Raw genomic sequence first — 15,325 nt, forward strand, 5'->3', positions numbered from 1 at the left:
GCGCATCCTGCCGCCGCCGCGCCGTCAGCGCCAGACCGCGGGGCGGACGGAAGCGGCGGTGACCAGACCATAGGCGGTGATGCCGAGCGCGACGCCGAGGAACTGCCCCTCCAGCCCGTAAGGCCCGGCCAGCAGCGCCCCGCCCCCCACCGCGACCGCGAATCGCGACAGCGCGGCCGCCACCGGCCAGCCCATCCGCCCCGCGCCCTGGCAGGCGAAATACATCGCCATGCCGAGCCCGAAGCAGCCATAGGCCGGCCCGATGACGCGCAGCGCGCGCGCGGCGATGGCCGCGACCTCGGCATCGGCGGTGAAGGCACGCGCGAAGGGCAGCGGGAAGGCGGTGACCACCAGCCCGACCGCGCCCGCCAGCAGGAAGGCGAGGCCGCCGCCGGTCCAGGCCAGGCGCCGCGCCTCCGCCCAGTCGCCGCCGCCCACCGCGCGGCCGACCAGCGCGGTCAGCGCGGAGCCGATGCCGAAGGCGAGGGGGATCATGATGAATTCCAGCCGCGCGGAGATGCCGTAGGCCGCCACCACCGCCGGTCCCTGCGCCGCAAGCTGCGCGGTCACCATGATGGTCGTCATGTTGGCGATCGCCGCCAGGACGCAGGCGACGAGCCCGACCGAGAGGATGCGCCGGAACATGACGCGCGAGGGGGCGACGCGCAGCACCGGGCGGAAGCCCGCCCCGCCGCGCAGCACGACCAGCCCCATCGCCGCCGCCGCCACCCAGAAGACCGCCGCGAAGGCGGCGCCGATGCCCGCCAGCCCCATGCCGGCGGGCTCGGCCAGCGCCCAGGCCAGCGGCGGATACCCCGCCCAGGCCAGCACCAGCACCCGCGCCGCCAGCGCATGCCGCCCCGCCCCGCGCAGCACGGAGGCGAGCGTGTTGGCGAACCAGGCCGGCAGCGCCCCCGCGCCGAACAGCCAGGCGGCATAGGGCGCCGCCGCGGCCGCGGCCTCCGCCCCGCCCACCCAGCCGAGCACGGCGCGTGGCGCGAGCGCCAGCGGAAGGGCGAAGATCGCCGCCGCGGCCAGCGCGATCAGCGCGGCGTGCAGCACGAGGGCGGAGGCTTCCTCGCGCCGGCCCGCGCCCAGCGCGCGGGCGATGGCGCTGACCACCCCGCCGCCCATGGCGCCCGCCGACATCATCTGCATCAGCAGCGCGAAGGGCAGCACCACCGCCCAGCCCGCCAGCGCCGCCGTGCCCTGCCGCGCGGCCAGCCAGGTCTCGAACAGCTGCGCCGCGACCTGGAGGATGGAGACGAGCGCGGTCGGCGCCGCCAGCGTCAGGATCGCGCGCAGCCTGCTTCGCATCATGCGCCCGCCGCGGCCCCGCCCATGGTGGCGCGACGCCTCATGCTCCGCGGTACAGCGACATGCCCCAGGGCGTGAACTTCACCGGCAGGTGGTAGTGCTGCGCGTCGTCGAAGACGCGGAAGCGGAAGGGCACGACATCGAGGAAGGGCGGCGGCGGGCGGTCCGACCCGGCGAAGAAGGCGCCGACATGCAGCAGGATCTCGTGCAGGCCGGCGCGGACCCCGGCCCCCTGCGCGACCGGGTGGTCCAGCGTGCCGTCCGCGGCGATCCGCCCCTCCGCGATGCGGAGCCGCGCGCCGTCCTCCTCGATGCGGTCGATCTGCACCAGCATCCCGCGCGCGATGCGCCCGTTCGCCACGTCCACCGCATGCACCGAGATGCCGCCGCCCATCGCCACCCCCAGGGGGCAGGGCATCCGCGCCCGCCCCGGTGCCATCCTGCGCCGCGCGCGGGGCGGGCGCCAGGGTGGGCGCGGCTTGACCCGGGCGGGCGCGCTGGCATGGTGCGCGCAACGACACCGCCCGGGGGAAAGACGCCATGCTTCGCCGCCACCTGCTGGCCGCCGCCGCAGCCGCGCTGCCCCTGCGCGCCGCATGTGCGGCCTGGCCCGACCGGCCGATCCGCGTGATCGTGCCCTTCGCGCCGGGCGGCAACGCCGATGTGGTCGCGCGGCTGCTGCAACCGCGGCTGCAGGAACGGCTCGGGCAGCCCGTGGTGATCGAGAACCGCCCCGGCGCGGGCGGCAGCGTGGGGGCGCAGGCGGTGGCCCGCGCGCAGCCCGACGGCTACACGCTGCTCGTCGGCTCCAACGGGCCGCTCAGCGTCAATCCCGTGGTGCAGGCGCGGCTGCCCTACGACGTCGCGCGCGACTTCGCGCCGGTGGGGATGGCGATGCAGGTGCCGCATTGCCTGGCCGTGCAGCCCGGTTCGCCCTTCCGCAGCGTGGCCGACGTGGTGGCCGCGGCCCGGGCCCGGCCGGACACGCTCGGCATCGGCACCGCCGGGGTGGCCAGCGCGACGCATCTCTCGCTCGAGACCTTCAAGGCGACGGCGGGGGCGGCGCTGCTGCACGTCCCCTATCGCGGCGGCGGCGCGGCGGTGCCGGACTTCGTCGCGGGGAACATCCCTATGCTGTTCACCGAATTCTCCACCGCCCTGCCGCTGCACCAGGCCGGGCAGGCGCGCATCCTGGCCGTCGCGTCCTCCACCCGGCTGCGCGCGCTGCCGGAGGTGCCGACCATGGCGGAGCAGGGCGTGCGGGACTTCACCGCGGGGTCCTATGTCGGCGTTCTGGCCACCGCCGGGACGCCCGCCGAGGCGCTGGCCACGCTCGCCGCCGCGCTCGGCGCGATCGTGCAGGAGCCCGACTTCCGCGAGCGCATGGCGGTGATGGGGGGCGAGGCGGCGGGCGGCGCGGTGGCGACGCCGGAGGGCTTCGCGCAGTTCATCGCGGCCGACCTGCAACGGTCCCGCGTCGCGGCGCAGGCGGCGGGCATCCGGCCCGAATAGCGGCGGCTAAGGCTTCGGCCGCGCCCGCAGCTCCTCCAGGATCTCGGCCAGCAGCCGCTCGGACGGCGTCGGGCCCTTGGGCGCGGCCTCCTCCCGCAGGCGGAACCGCGTCAGCGCCTTCAGCAGCCAGAAAATGGCCAGCGCCACGATCAGGAACTTGATGATGGCGTTGATGAACTTGCCAAGGGCCAGCACCGCCGCGCCCCCCTCCCGCGTCGCCTCGAGCGAGGCGCGGCGTTCGCCGGTCAGCACCACGAACAGGTTCGAGAAGTCGATGCCGCCGATCAGCACGCCGATCAGCGGGTTGATCAGGTCCTCGACCAGGCTGGTGACGATGGTGGTGAAGGCCGCGCCGATGACGATGCCGACGGCAAGGTCGATGACGTTGCCGCGCATGATGAAGGCCTTGAACTCGCGCAGCCAGGCGGGTTCGGCGATCGGGATGGTCGGCGGCATGGCGTCCCTCCGGGTGCGGGGGAGGGTAGCGCGGCGGCCGCCCGCCGCGCCAAGCCGAAAATGCGCCGCGGCGGCTACGACACCCCGCACCATCCGGCGATGAGCGCGGCGACCACCGCGACGCCGCGCCGGTAATCCGCGACATCCACCCATTCGTCGCGCCCGCCGTTCTGCGTCAGGTCGCCGCAGAGCGGGCCGAGCCCGACGCAGGGGATGCCCGACTGCACCATCGGGTTGCGGATGTCGGAGGAGGTGTGCAGCGGGTTGATGTGCGGAAGGTGGCCGGTGCCGCGGCGCACCGCCTCGCTCGTCACCTGCCACAGGGGGTGGTCGAGCGCGACCTCCGCCCCCGTCACGCCGGACAGGAAGGCAACCTGCGGCGGGTTGTCGCGCAGGAAGTCGTCGCCCGCCGCCGCCTCGCGCAGCGCGGCTTCCACCTCCGCCCGTACCTCGGCCAGCTTCTCCCCGGGCGGGAAGGCGAGCGCGCAGGACAGTTGCACCGCAGGCGCGACTCGCGCGGCGCGGCCATCACCGAGCGTGCGGATGTCGCCCACCAGCAGGTTGGTGGACCGGCCGATGGCAGCATCCAGCGCCGGGTGGCGAACCCGCACGCCGCGCCGCGCATCGAGCGCGCGCAGCGCCGCCAGCACGACCATCGCCTTGTCGACCGGGTTCACCGCGACATGCGCGAAGGCGGCGTGGCCGGGTTCCTGCGTGTCGGGCAGGCGGCCGGGCACGGTGATGCGGAAGACCAGCTGGCCGGGGGCGAGCGCCTTCACCTCCCGCATGCCGACGCCGGATTCGGCGGGATGGAGATAGACCGCGGCATCGGCCGCGACGCCACCATGCAGCAGCGCATGGACCCCCCGCGCATGGCGCTTCGACGGCGTGCTGGCCAGGATGACGTCGCCCTTCGGCGACAGCCCCGCCGCGCGCAGCACGCGCAGCGCCTCCACCATGGTGGCGACGCCGGCCAGGTCGTCCGCCACGCCCCAGCCATGGATCCTCCCGCCCTCGATCCCGCCGGCCAGCGGGTCGTGCCGCCAGCCGTGGTCGGGCTGGAAGGGTTCGCCATCCGGATGGGCGAAGAAGATCACGCTGCGGCCGCCGCCGGTGCCGCGGAAGCGGGCGAGCACGGCTTCGCGTTCCTCCGCCGCCATCGCGGCCCCGTCGGCGAATTCCTCGCGCAGCGGGACCTCGGCCGGGCGGTAGCGGCGGCGCTCCACCTCGCAGCCGATCGCCTCGCAGGCGGCGGCGATGCGGGCCTGCACCGCGGCCTCGCCCCTCGATTGCAGACGGATCAGCTCCCGCAGGAATGCCACGGCGTCGTCGCCGCCGGCTTCCGCCGCGCGGTCCACGCGCGCTGCCACATCGTCCATGCTTGTCCTCTCCGGCGTTGCGCCGCATCGTCCGGCGGCAGGGGGGATGCGTCAATGACCGGGGGCGGGATGCGGCTGGTGATCGGGGCGAAGTGGTCCTCCACCTGGACCATGCGCGGCTGGCTGGCCTGCCGCCTTTCCGGCCTTCCCTTCGAGGCGGAGACGCTGTTCCTCTCCCGCCCCGACAGCAAGGCGCGGCTCGCGGAGGTCTCGCCCACCGGGCTGATCCCGGTGCTGTTCCATGACGGGCTCGCCATCACCGACACGCTGGCGATCGCGGAATACCTGTGGGAACTGGCGCCGGGCTGCGACATCTGGCCGGCGGAGCGCGGCGCGCGCGCGGCGGCGCGCAGCTCGGCCGCCGAGATGCACGCGCATTTCGCCGAGCTTCGCGCGGCGCTGCCGATGAACCTGGTGAAGCGCTGGCCGATCCGGGACGGCATCCCTTCCAACGCCAAGCTGCTGGGCCGGCCGGGGGTGGAGGGGCAGGTGGCGCGCGTGCAGGAGAGCTGGCGGGGGACACGCGCGCGCTGGGGCGCGGGCGGGCCCTTCCTGTTCGGCGCGCGCTTCGGCTTCGCGGATGCGATGTGGGCGCCGATGGCGAGCCGCTTCCGCACCTATTCCGTGCCCCTCGCGCCCGACGCGCAGGCCTATGCCGATGCGGTGCTCGGGCACCCGCTGGTGCGCGAATGGGTGGAGGGGGCGGAGGCACAGGCGCGCGAGATCGGGTGGGAGGCCTGCGCCGCCTGGCCGTGAGGCGGGGAGGGGCGCGCTACTCGATCCGCGTCGCCTGCGTCACCGGCGGGCCGAGGTTGAGGCTGCCCTCCAGCCGGTAGCCCAGGTTGACATTCGCCCGCCGCACCCAGACCTGCAGCAGGTCGTAGAGCGGCACGCTGCACCCGGCTTCCAGGATCTTCCGCTGCGCGGCGGCCCAGAGCGCCATCTGCCGCGCCTCGTCCGGCTCGGCCCGGGCAGCGTCGATCTCGGCATCGGCGGCGTCGCAATGGGCGAAGTTCAGCGACATGGTCGGCCGCCCCGGCGCGCTGCGGGAATGGTAGAACTGGCCGAGATAACTGTCCGCCACCGGATAGCGCGCGGCGCCGTAGAAGGTTATCTGCGACAGGTCCTGGCGGATGCGCGCGTGGTAGGTCGCGTGTTCCACCACGTCCATCTCCAGCCGGATGCCGGCGCGGCGCAGCTGCGCCTGCACCACCTCCATGATCGGCAGCTGCGCGGAGTTGGAGGAGACGACGGCGCGGATCGCCACCCCGTCGCGGTGTCCGGCCTCGGCCAGCAGGGCGCGGGCGCGGGTCGGGTCGGGGGCGAAGCGCGGCACCTCCTGCGTGGCGCCGAGATAGCCGGGCGGGACCGGGCTGGCCCAGGGCGTGGCGACGTCGAGCCCGACGAAGCGCGCGATGGCGCCGGGGTCGATCGCGTGCTGCACGGCGCGGCGCACGCGCGGGTCGTTCAGCGGGGCGCTGCGGCTGCTGATCAGGATGGTGCGGAACTCGCCCGGGCCGAAGACCTCCACCGCCGTGTTCGGCAGGGCGCGCATCCGCTCCACCCATCGCTGTTCGCGCCGGCCGATGATGAGATCGAGCTCCCCCGCCGTGTAGGCCAGTTCCCGCGTCGCGTCCGAGGTGATGAAGCGCAGGTCGATGGCGCGGATCGCCGGGCGGCCGCGCCAGTGGCCGTCGAAGGCCACCATCCGCGCCTGCCCGCCGGCAGCGCGCTCCATCCGGAAGGGGCCGGTGCCCTGCTGGAAGCCGCCGGCATCGGCCCGGCGGGAGACGATCATGCCGCCATGGTAGTTGGCGAACAGGCCAAGCGCGCCGGCCACCGCTTCCCGCAGCGTCACGCGCACCGTCATCGGGTCCACCAGCTCGACCGCGGCGACCGGCGCGTAGTCGGAGGAGAAGGCGCTGCGCGCAGGGTCCGCGGCGCGGCGGAGCGAGAAGACGACATCCTCCCCCTCCAGCGGGCTGCCGTCGTGGAAGCGCACGCCCTGCCGCAGGCGGAAGGTGTAGGTCAGGCCGTCGGGGGAACGCGTGAAGCCCTCCGCCAGGTCGGGCTCCAGCCGGGCGGGGTCGGCGCTGCCGGGGGGAAAGCGCACCAGCGCGTCATGCGCCCAGGACAGCGGGGCCTTGTCCTGCGTCGCGCTGGCGCGGTGCGGGTCCGTCGTGCCCATGTCCTGCGCGATCAGGCCGACGCGCAGCGTCTGCGCCCCCGCCGCCAGTGGGAACGCCACCAGCGCGGCCGCCGCCATCATCCGCAAGCCCATCGCCTTCGCTCCCGCCCCGACGGCTTGCAGGATGGGGCCAGCCGGGCCACGCTCGCAACCATGGAACGCTATGATCTTGCCGTGCTCGGCGGCGGCATGGTGGGGACCGCGATCGGCTTCGGCTGCGCCGAGCGGGGGGCGCGCGTCGCCGTGCTGGACGAGGGCGACACGGCGCTGCGCGCCTCGCGCGGGAATTTCGGGCTGGTCTGGGCGCAGTCGAAGGGCGACGGGATGTATCCCTATGCCGCCTGGACGCGGCGCAGCGTCGCGCTCTGGCCCGCGCTGGCGGAACGCGCCTCGTCCCTGGCGGGGCGGGACGTGCAGTACCGCGCGGTGGGCGGGCTCAGCTTCTGCCTCGGCGAGCGGGAGATGGAGGCGCGGCGGGACTTCGTGCGCCGCCGCCACAACCAGGGCCACCACACCGTCCGCATCGTGGACCGGCGGGAATTGCTGGAACTGATGCCCGGCTGCCCGCTGGGGCCGGAGGTGACCGGCGCCAGCTACGACCCGACCGACGGGCATGTGGACCCGCTGACCCTGCTGCGCGGCCTGCATGCCGGGCTGCGTGCGGCGGGGGGGGCGCACCTGCCGGGCGCGCCCGTCACCGCCATCGACAAGGTGGGCGGCTTCCACCGCATCCACCGCGCCGACGGCACGGCGCTGCTGGCGGAACGCATCGTCGTGGCGGCCGGCGTCGCCACCACGCGGCTTGCGGCGATGGTCGGGCTCGACGTGCCGGTGCGCCCGGTGCGCGGGCAGAACATCGTCACCGAACGCCTGCCGCCGATCCTGCCCCTGCCGGCCAGCGCGCTGCGCCAGACCGGCGACGGCACAATCCAGATCGGCGTCACGAACGAGGATGACGGCAGCTTCGAGACGCCGACCACCACCGCCGCGCTGGCGCGGATGGCGGCGCAGGCGATCCGCGTGCTGCCGGTGCTGGCGCGGGCGCGGATGGTGCGCGCCTGGGCGGCGCTGCGGCCGATGACGCCGGACGGCTTCCCCGCCTATGCCGAGAGCGCGACGCATCCCGGCTGCTTCGTGGCCGTGTGCCATTCCGGCGTGACCCTCGCCGCCGCCCATGCGGGGCCGCTGGCGGAGGGCATCCTGGCCGGCACCCTGCCGGAGCACGCGGCCGACCTCCATCCCTCCCGTTTCGTCGGAATGACCCATGTTCCAGCGCACTGACCCGCCCGACTGCACCATCCTGTGGGACGGGCGCGAGGTGCCGGCGCGCGCCGGCGAGAGCCTGGCCGCCGCCCTGCTCGCCGCCGGCATCACCGCCTTCCGCGAGACGCCGGTCAGCGGCGCGCCGCGCGGCGCCTTCTGCATGATGGGCGCCTGCTTCGATTGTCTGGTGGTGCTGGAGGGCGAGGAGAACGTGCAAGCCTGCCTGGTGCCGGTGCGCGCCGGGCTGCGCGCCGCGCCGCAGCGCGGCGTGCGGTCGCTGGCGGAGGAGGCGGCGTGACCGCGCCCGACCTGCTGATCCTCGGCGCCGGCCCCGCGGGCATGGCGGCGGTGGCGGAGGCGCGGAGGCTCGGCCTTTCCGTGCTGCTGCTGGACGAGAACGCGTCTCCCGGCGGCCAGGTGCATCGCGCGGTGGAGATCCGCGCGGCGAAGGACGACCAGGACGCGGATGGCCGGCGGCTTGCGGCCGGGCTGCGCGCCGCGGGCGCGGAATGCCGCTTCGGCGCTGTGCTGTGGGCGGTGGAGCCGGGCGGCAAGGTCTTCTGGTCCGAGGGCGGCGAGGCGAGGTCCGCCACCGCCGGGCGCATCCTTCTCTGCGCCGGCGCCACCGAACGGCCGCTGCCGGTCCCCGGCTGGACCCTGCCGGGGGTGATGAGCGTGGGGGCCGCGCAGATCGCGCTGAAGACGGCGGGGCTGAAGCCGCAGGGGAAGGCGTGGATCGCCGGGCAGGGGCCGCTGCTCTGGCTCTATGCCCACCAGGCGATCGCCGCGGGCGGAAGCTTCGCCGGCATCGTCGACCTGTCGCACGGGGTGCCGCCGACGGCGCTGTGGAAGCTGCCGCGGGCGCTGATGGCGCCGGGCTACCTGCTGAAGGGCCTCGCCTGGCAGCGCGCGGTGAAGCGCAGCGGCGTGCCCATCCTGCGCGGCGAGGCGCTGCGTGCCGAGGGCGATGGCCGGCTGGAGCGCATCACGCTCGACGGCGTCGCGCACGAGGCGGACCTGCTGCTGCTGCATGACGGCGTGGTGCCGAACACGCAGGTGACGCGCGCCATCCCCGGCTGCGCGCATGAGTGGGATGCGGCGCAGCTCTGCTGGCGCCCGCGGCTCGACGAATGGGGCAACACCACGGTCGAGGGCGTGATGGTGGCCGGCGATTCGGGCGGGATCGGCGGCGCGCGCGCGGCCGCGCTGTCCGGCCGGATCGCGGCGATCGAGGCGGCGCGCGCGCTGGGCCGCATCGGCGCCGACCGGCGCGACGCGGAGGCGGGGCGGCTCCGGCTCGCCCGCAGCCGGCAGATGGCGCCGCGCGCCTTCCTCGACGCGCTGTTCCCGCCGCTGCCCGCGGCCGCCATCCCGGACGAGACGGTGCTGTGCCGCTGCGAGGAGGTGACGGCGGGCCGGGTGCGGGAGGCCGTGACGCTGGGCTGCCTCGGCGCCAACCAGACCAAGGCCTTCACCCGCGCCGGCATGGGCCCCTGCCAGGGGCGCATCTGCGGCCCCGCGGTGCATGGCGTGATCGCCGCGGCGCGCGGCGTCGACCCCGCGGCGGTGGATCCCTTCCGCACGCGCTTCCCCACCAAGCCGCTGACGTTGGGCGAGCTGGCGGCGCTGGCGAAGTGAACAGGGCGGTCGTCATCGGCGGCGGGCTGCACGGGCTTTCCACCGCGCTGCACCTGGCCCGCACCCCCGGCTGGGCGGTGACGCTGCTGGAGCGGCGGCATGTCGGGCGGCATTCCAGCGGGGTGAATGCGGGCGGCGTGCGCCGGCTCGGCCGCGACCTCGCGGAGATCGCGCTCTCGGCCGTCGCGAACGAGATGTGGCACGCCATGCCGGCCCTCGTCGGCGACGATTGCGGCTTCCAGGCCACCGGCCAGGTGAAGGTGGCGGAGACCGAGGACGACCTGCGGAGGATGGCGCAGCGGGAGGCGCAGGTGCGCGCGCTGGGCTGGACGCATGAGGAACTGGTGGACCGGGCGGAGCTGCGTCGCCTGCTGCCCGCCATCTCGCCGCATGTGCTGGGCGGGCTGGTGACGCGCGACGACGGCGCGGCCGACCCGATGCGCACCGTCATGGCCTTCCGCCGCGCCGCCGAGGCGGCGGGCGTCGCGATCCGCGAAGGGGTGGCCGTCACCGGCCTCGCCGCCACCGCCGCCGGCACCATCCGGATCGGGACCGACCACGGCCCCTTCGAGGCGGAGCGCGTGGCCAACTGCGCCGGCGCCTGGGCGCGCGACCTCGCGGCCCTGGTGGGGGAGGACATCCCCTGCGGCGTCAAGGCGAGCATGATGATCGTGACGGAGCGGATGCCGCGCTTCTGCGAGCCGACCGTCGGCGGCTCCTCCCGCCCGCTGTCCTTCAAGCAGACGGCGACGGGCACGGTGGTGATCGGCGGCGGCCACCAGGGCAGGAACGACCCGGCGGCCGAGACCTCGACCGTGCTGTTCGACAGCCTGGCCCATGCCGCCCGCATCGCGTCCGAGCTGTTCCCCATCATGCGGGGCGCGCGGATCATGCGCAGCTGGGCGGGGATCGAGGCGCGGACGCCCGACCAGATCCCGGTGATGGGCGAAAGCCGGACGCTGCCCGGCCTGTTCCACAGCTTCGGCTTCTCCGGCCACGGCTTCCAGCTGAGCCCGGCCGCCGGCGCCGCCATCGCGGAGCTGATGGCGCGGGGCGCCACCAACCTTCCGGTCGCGCCCTTCAGCCAGGACCGCTTCCGCAGCGCCGCGTGATGGGGCAGGCTGCACGCCGATGACCGCACCCGCCCTCGAGCTGACCGGCCTGCGCACGGAATTCCGCATCGGCGGCACCTGGCACCCGGCCGTGCGCGACCTGTCGCTGACCCTGATGCGCGACGAGACGCTTGCCCTGGTGGGGGAGAGCGGGTGCGGCAAGTCGGTGACCGCGCTGTCCGTCATGGGCCTCGTCCAGCCGCCCTACGGGCGGGTCGCGAAGGGGCGCATCGTGCTCGACGGGCGGGAGCTGTCCGGGCTGGGCGAGAAGGAGCTGGAACGCGTGCGGGGCGACCGCATGGCGATGATCTTCCAGGAACCGATGACCTCGCTGAACCCGGTGATGACGGTGGGCGACCAGGTGGCGGAGGCGCTGCGCATCCACCGCGGGCTCGACCGCGCCGCGGCGATGGAGAAGGCGCGCGCGCTGTTCGAGGAGGTGAAGATCCCCTCCGCCGCGCAGCGCCTGCGGGAGTATCCGCACCAGTTCTCGGGCGGGATGCGCCAGCGGGTGATGATCGCCATCGCGCTGGCCTGCGAACCCGCGGTGCTGCTGGCGGACGAGCCGACGACGGCGCTCGACGTCACGATCCAGGCGCAGGTGCTGGGATTGCTGGCGGACCTGCGCGCGAAGCACGGCATGGCGGTGCTATTCATCACGCACAACCTGGGCGTGGTCGCGCAGATCGCCGACCGGGTGGCGGTGATGTATGCCGGCGAGATCGTGGAGCAGGGGCCGGTCGGCGCCATCTTCGCCGACCCGCGGCACCCCTACACGCGCGCGCTGTTCTCCGCGATCCCGCGGCTGGACGCGGCGGGGCAGGCGCTGTCCGCCATCCCCGGCCGCGTGCCGCCGCTGGACCGGATGCCGCAGGGATGCCGCTTCGCGCCCCGCTGCCCGCTGGCGCGCGCGGGCTGCGAGAGGGAACAGGTGCTGGCCGGCGTCGCGCCTGGCCACGCCGCGCGCTGCCATGTCGCCACCGGGGAGTTCGCCTTGCATGCTTGATCCAGTCGGCCGCGTGGTGATGATCAGCGGCGCCGCGCGCGGCATCGGGCGGGAAGTGCTGCGCCGCCTGCACGGCCATGGCTGGCTGGTCAGCGCCGGCATCCGGTCCTCCACCACGCTGAAGTCCGGGCAGGACATGCTGCTGCACCGCTACGAGGCGGAGGAGGAGGGCAGCGCCGAGGCCTGGGTCGCCGCGACCATGGCGCGGTTCGGCCGGATCGACGCGGTGGTGAACGCCGCGGGCATCAACCCGATGGCGCGGCTGCTCGACGCGGAGGAGACGGCGCATGACGCGATGTGGCGCGTCAACGTGAAGGGGCCGATGCGCGTCATCCGCGCCGCCTGGCCTCACCTGGTCGCCGGGGGGGAGGGCAGGGTGGTCAACATCTCCTCGCTGTCCGGCAAGCGGGTCGCGAACGAGAACCTGGGCTATGCGATGAGCAAGTTCGCCGTCGTCGCGCTGACGCAGGAGGTGCGGCGGCTGGGGTGGGAACACGGCATCCGCGCCACCGCGCTCTGCCCCGGCTTCGTCGCCACCGAGATGACGGCGAAGGCGAAATGGCCGCGCGAGCAGATGACCCGGCCCGAGGACGTGGCCGTGCTGGTCGAGACGGTGCTGCGCCTGCCCAACACCGCGACGGTGGGCGAGCTGAAGGTGAATTGCCGCTTCGAGGCGCTTGCGTGACCGTCACCCGCCTGCTCGACCAGGACCGCCCGGCCATCGCCTTCACCGTGGACGGCGAGGAGATCGGCGCGCGGCAGGGCGACACGCTGCTGACCGCGATCCTGGCCGCCGGGCTCGGCGCCGTGCGGCTCAGCGAATTCGGCGACGGGCCGCGCGCGGGCTTCTGCTGGATGGGCGCCTGCCAGGATTGCTGGGTGGTGGTGGAAGGGCGCGGCCCGCGGCGCGCCTGCACCACGCTGGCCGAGCCGGGCATGGTGGTGGCGCGGCGATGAGGGTGGTGGTGGTCGGCGCCGGCCCCGCCGGGGTCCGCGCCGTGGAACAGCTGGTCCGCGCCGGTCTCGCCCCGGTCTGGATCGAGGAGGCGCCCGATGGCGGCGGCCGCATCTACCAGCGCCCGCCCGCGGGCTTCGCGCGCGGCCACCGCGCGCTCTACGGGGCCGATGCCGGGCGGGCGCGGCGCCTGCATGCGGCGCTCGATGCGCTGAAGGGGCGCGCCGACTGGCGGCCGGAGACGCTGGTCTGGAACATCCGCCCCCATGCCGGGATGCTGCAGGTGCTGACCCGCGGCGCGATCCAGGGCGAGGTGGCGTTCGACGCCGCCATCCTCTGCACCGGCGCGATGGACCGGGTGGTGCCGATCCCCGGCTGGACGATGCCGGGCGTGACCACGCTCGGCGGGTCGCAGATCGCGCTGAAGGCGCAGGGCGTGGCCATCGGGGCGCGGCCGGCGCTGGTCGGCACGGGGCCGCTGCTGTGGCTGGCGGCGCTGCAATACCTGAAGGCCGGCGCGCCGCCCGCGCTGGTGCTGGACACCACGGACTTCGCGACCAAGCTGCGCGCCGCGCCGGGCATGCTGTGGAACGCGCCCACCCTGCTGCGCGGCCTGCGCTACACCGCCGCGCTGAAGCGCAGCGGCGTGCCGGTCGCCGAAGGCGCGACGCCGCTGGCGATCGAGGGGAACGGCACCGTCGCGGCGCTGCGCTGGCGCGACGCGGCGGGGCGGGAGGCGGTGACGGAATGCGATGCCGTCGCCCTCGGCTGGGGGCTGAAGCCCGAGGCGCAGCTCGCCGACCTCGCCGGCGTGCCCTTCGCCTTCGATGCCGTGCAGCGCGGCTGGGTGCCGCGGCGCGACGCGGCCGGCCGCACGCCGGTGGCGGGCATCTACCTGGCCGGCGACGGCGCGGCGATCGGCGGGGCGGAGGTGGCGGAGCTTGCCGGCGCGCGGGCCGCGCTGGCGCTGCTGGCGGATCGCGGCCTGCCGGCCGACCTGGCACTGGTGACGCATCTCGACCGGCGGCTGCGGACCGAGGCGCGGTTCCGCCTGGCGCTGGAACGCGCCTTCCCCTTCCCCGCGCATCTGGCCGCCGCCATGCCGGACGGGACGCTGCTCTGCCGGTGCGAGGCGATCACGGCGGGGGAGTTGCGTGCCGCCGCGCTGTCCCCCGCGCCGGAGATGAACCGCGCCAAGGCGCTGAGCCGCGTCGGCATGGGCCGCTGCCAGGGGCGCGTCTGCGGCCCGCCGGCGGCGGAGGTGCTGGCCGCCGCGCTCGGCGTGCCGGTGGCGCAGGCCGGGCGGCTGCGCGGGCAGCCGCCGGTGAAGCCCATCCCGCTGGTGCAGGGGGCGTGATGCGGGAGGCGGATGTCCTGATCGTCGGCGGCGGCGGCGCGGGCTGTTCCGCGGCGCTGCACCTGGCGCTGCGCGGCGTGCGCGTCACGCTGCTGGAACGCAGGCTGGTCGGCGGCGAGGCGACGGGCGTGAACTATGGCGGCGTCCGCCAGCAGGGACGCGACCCGCGCGGCCTGCCGCTGGCGCGCAAGTCGCGCGAGATCTGGGGGCGGCTGAAGGAACTGACCGGCGGCGACGCCGAATTCGACCCCTGCGGGCACCTCAAGCTTGCCCGCAGCGCGGAGGAGGAGGCGGAGCTGCTGCGCTGGAACGCGCTGGCCGAGGGGCACGGCCTGCGCCCCCGCATGGTCGGCCGCAACGCCATCCGCGCCGAGCACCCCTATTTCAGCGAGGCGATCGTCGCCGGCAGCCTGATGGAGGAGGATGGCTCGGCCAATCCCCGCCTGCTCGGCCCGCTGCTGGCGGGCGCCGCGCGCCGGGCGGGCGCCGAGATCCTGGAGGACTACGCCGTCACCGACCTTGCCCATGACGGGCGGCGCTTCGTCGCGTTGGCGAAGGGCGAGGCCTTCGCCGCGCCCTGGCTGCTGAACTGCGCCGGCTTCTGGGGCGGCGAGATCGCGCGGCGCTTCGGGGAGCCGGTACCGGTCGAGAAGCTGCACCCCAACATGCTGGTGACGGAGCCGCTGCCCTACTTCATCCGCCACAGCCTGGGCGTGGTGGGCGGCGACCTCTACCTCCGGCAGATCCCGCGCGGCAACGTCATCTTCGGCGGCGGGCGCGGCGAGAGCGATGAGGGGATCAGCTGGACCCGCCCGCGCCCCGATGCGGCCTTCGGCGCCATGCAGCGCGCCGTCGCGGTGATCCCGCGCCTGGCGGGCGCCATGGTGATCCGCAGCTGGACGGGCACGGACGGCATGATGCCCGACCACTTCCCGGTGCTTGGCCCGTCCCGCACCACGGCGGGGCTGGTGCACGCCTTCGGCTTCTCGGGCGAGGGGTTCCAGACCGGGCCGGGCGTCGGCGCGGTGCTGGCGGAGCTGGTGATGGACGGGCGCACCGACATCCCGATCGAAGCCTTCGACATCGGCCGCTTCGCGGGGCAGGATGCGGCGACACGGGATTGAACGACGGATGGGGGAAAG

The 15,325-nt window shown here is 75.1% G+C and carries 16 protein-coding genes; 11 read left to right on the forward strand and 5 right to left on the reverse strand.

The genetic code is table 11. The annotated features are described in order from the left end of the window. Window positions 1-24: 24 nt before the first annotated feature. Together ACK8OX_RS07190 and ACK8OX_RS07195 are read right to left on the reverse strand one after the other, a co-directional pair. Entirely contained in the window at window positions 25-1,320 is a 1,296-nt protein-coding gene (locus tag ACK8OX_RS07190; RefSeq protein WP_430663270.1) for an MATE family efflux transporter, read from the reverse strand. 37 nt (window positions 1,321-1,357) lie between these two features. Next, window positions 1,358-1,735: a hydroxyisourate hydrolase gene (locus ACK8OX_RS07195; RefSeq protein WP_430663271.1), complete on the reverse strand. Its 378-nt coding sequence runs from the start codon at window positions 1,733-1,735 to the stop codon at window positions 1,358-1,360. 122 nt (window positions 1,736-1,857) lie between these two features. Between ACK8OX_RS07195 and ACK8OX_RS07200 the strand changes: the two genes are divergently transcribed. Further along, window positions 1,858-2,829: a Bug family tripartite tricarboxylate transporter substrate binding protein gene (locus tag ACK8OX_RS07200; protein ID WP_430663272.1), complete on the forward strand. Its 972-nt coding sequence runs from the start codon at window positions 1,858-1,860 to the stop codon at window positions 2,827-2,829. Between the two features lie 6 nt (window positions 2,830-2,835). On the opposite strand, the gene mscL is transcribed toward ACK8OX_RS07200, so the two are convergent. Both mscL and ACK8OX_RS07210 read right to left on the reverse strand, forming a co-directional pair. Then, complete coding sequence (gene mscL, locus ACK8OX_RS07205; RefSeq protein WP_430663273.1) at window positions 2,836-3,285, reverse strand: large conductance mechanosensitive channel protein MscL; 450 nt, start codon at window positions 3,283-3,285, stop codon at window positions 2,836-2,838. 74 nt (window positions 3,286-3,359) lie between these two features. Next, entirely contained in the window at window positions 3,360-4,664 is a 1,305-nt protein-coding gene (locus ACK8OX_RS07210) for a M20 family metallopeptidase (RefSeq protein ID WP_430663274.1), read from the reverse strand. A gap of 54 nt (window positions 4,665-4,718) precedes the next feature. On the opposite strand from ACK8OX_RS07210, the gene ACK8OX_RS07215 reads away from it, so the two are divergent. Continuing rightward, window positions 4,719-5,420: a glutathione S-transferase N-terminal domain-containing protein gene (locus ACK8OX_RS07215; RefSeq protein ID WP_430663275.1), complete on the forward strand. Its 702-nt coding sequence runs from the start codon at window positions 4,719-4,721 to the stop codon at window positions 5,418-5,420. 16 nt (window positions 5,421-5,436) lie between these two features. On the opposite strand, the gene ACK8OX_RS07220 is transcribed toward ACK8OX_RS07215, so the two are convergent. Then, a complete protein-coding gene (locus ACK8OX_RS07220; RefSeq protein ID WP_430663277.1) occupies window positions 5,437-6,945 on the reverse strand; it encodes an ABC transporter substrate-binding protein in 1,509 nt (502 codons plus the stop codon). 60 nt (window positions 6,946-7,005) lie between these two features. Between ACK8OX_RS07220 and ACK8OX_RS07225 the strand changes: the two genes are divergently transcribed. The 9 genes from ACK8OX_RS07225 to ACK8OX_RS07265 are packed head-to-tail and all read left to right on the forward strand — an operon-like array spanning window position 7,006 to window position 15,307. Further along, entirely contained in the window at window positions 7,006-8,133 is a 1,128-nt protein-coding gene (locus ACK8OX_RS07225) for an NAD(P)/FAD-dependent oxidoreductase (protein WP_430663278.1), read from the forward strand. Then, entirely contained in the window at window positions 8,117-8,413 is a 297-nt protein-coding gene (locus ACK8OX_RS07230; protein ID WP_430663280.1) for a (2Fe-2S)-binding protein, read from the forward strand. Before ACK8OX_RS07225 ends, ACK8OX_RS07230 begins: the two co-directional genes overlap by 17 nt. Continuing rightward, entirely contained in the window at window positions 8,296-9,753 is a 1,458-nt protein-coding gene (locus ACK8OX_RS07235) for an FAD-dependent oxidoreductase (protein WP_430663281.1), read from the forward strand. Before ACK8OX_RS07230 ends, ACK8OX_RS07235 begins: the two co-directional genes overlap by 118 nt. Then, window positions 9,750-10,865 carry an NAD(P)/FAD-dependent oxidoreductase gene (locus tag ACK8OX_RS07240; protein ID WP_430663283.1) on the forward strand — a complete coding sequence of 372 codons (1,116 nt, stop codon included), beginning with the start codon at window positions 9,750-9,752 and terminating at the stop codon, window positions 10,863-10,865. Before ACK8OX_RS07235 ends, ACK8OX_RS07240 begins: the two co-directional genes overlap by 4 nt. A gap of 19 nt (window positions 10,866-10,884) precedes the next feature. Beyond that, entirely contained in the window at window positions 10,885-11,871 is a 987-nt protein-coding gene (locus tag ACK8OX_RS07245; protein WP_430663285.1) for an ABC transporter ATP-binding protein, read from the forward strand. Beyond that, the gene (locus ACK8OX_RS07250) at window positions 11,864-12,556 is read left to right on the forward strand and encodes an SDR family NAD(P)-dependent oxidoreductase (RefSeq protein WP_430663286.1); all 693 of its coding nucleotides are present in this window, start codon (window positions 11,864-11,866) and stop codon (window positions 12,554-12,556) included. Before ACK8OX_RS07245 ends, ACK8OX_RS07250 begins: the two co-directional genes overlap by 8 nt. After that, entirely contained in the window at window positions 12,553-12,828 is a 276-nt protein-coding gene (locus ACK8OX_RS07255; protein WP_430663287.1) for a (2Fe-2S)-binding protein, read from the forward strand. The genes ACK8OX_RS07250 and ACK8OX_RS07255 overlap by 4 nt, the downstream gene beginning before the upstream one ends. Beyond that, on the forward strand, window positions 12,825-14,183 hold the full coding sequence (locus ACK8OX_RS07260; RefSeq protein WP_430663288.1) for an FAD-dependent oxidoreductase: 1,359 nt from the start codon (window positions 12,825-12,827) through the stop codon (window positions 14,181-14,183). Before ACK8OX_RS07255 ends, ACK8OX_RS07260 begins: the two co-directional genes overlap by 4 nt. Then, the gene (locus ACK8OX_RS07265) at window positions 14,183-15,307 is read left to right on the forward strand and encodes an NAD(P)/FAD-dependent oxidoreductase (protein WP_430663289.1); all 1,125 of its coding nucleotides are present in this window, start codon (window positions 14,183-14,185) and stop codon (window positions 15,305-15,307) included. Before ACK8OX_RS07260 ends, ACK8OX_RS07265 begins: the two co-directional genes overlap by 1 nt. Window positions 15,308-15,325: the final 18 nt, after the last annotated feature.

The sequence above is a fragment of the Falsiroseomonas sp. CW058 genome (assembly GCF_050563535.1).
Lineage (GTDB): Bacteria > Pseudomonadota > Alphaproteobacteria > Acetobacterales > Acetobacteraceae > Falsiroseomonas.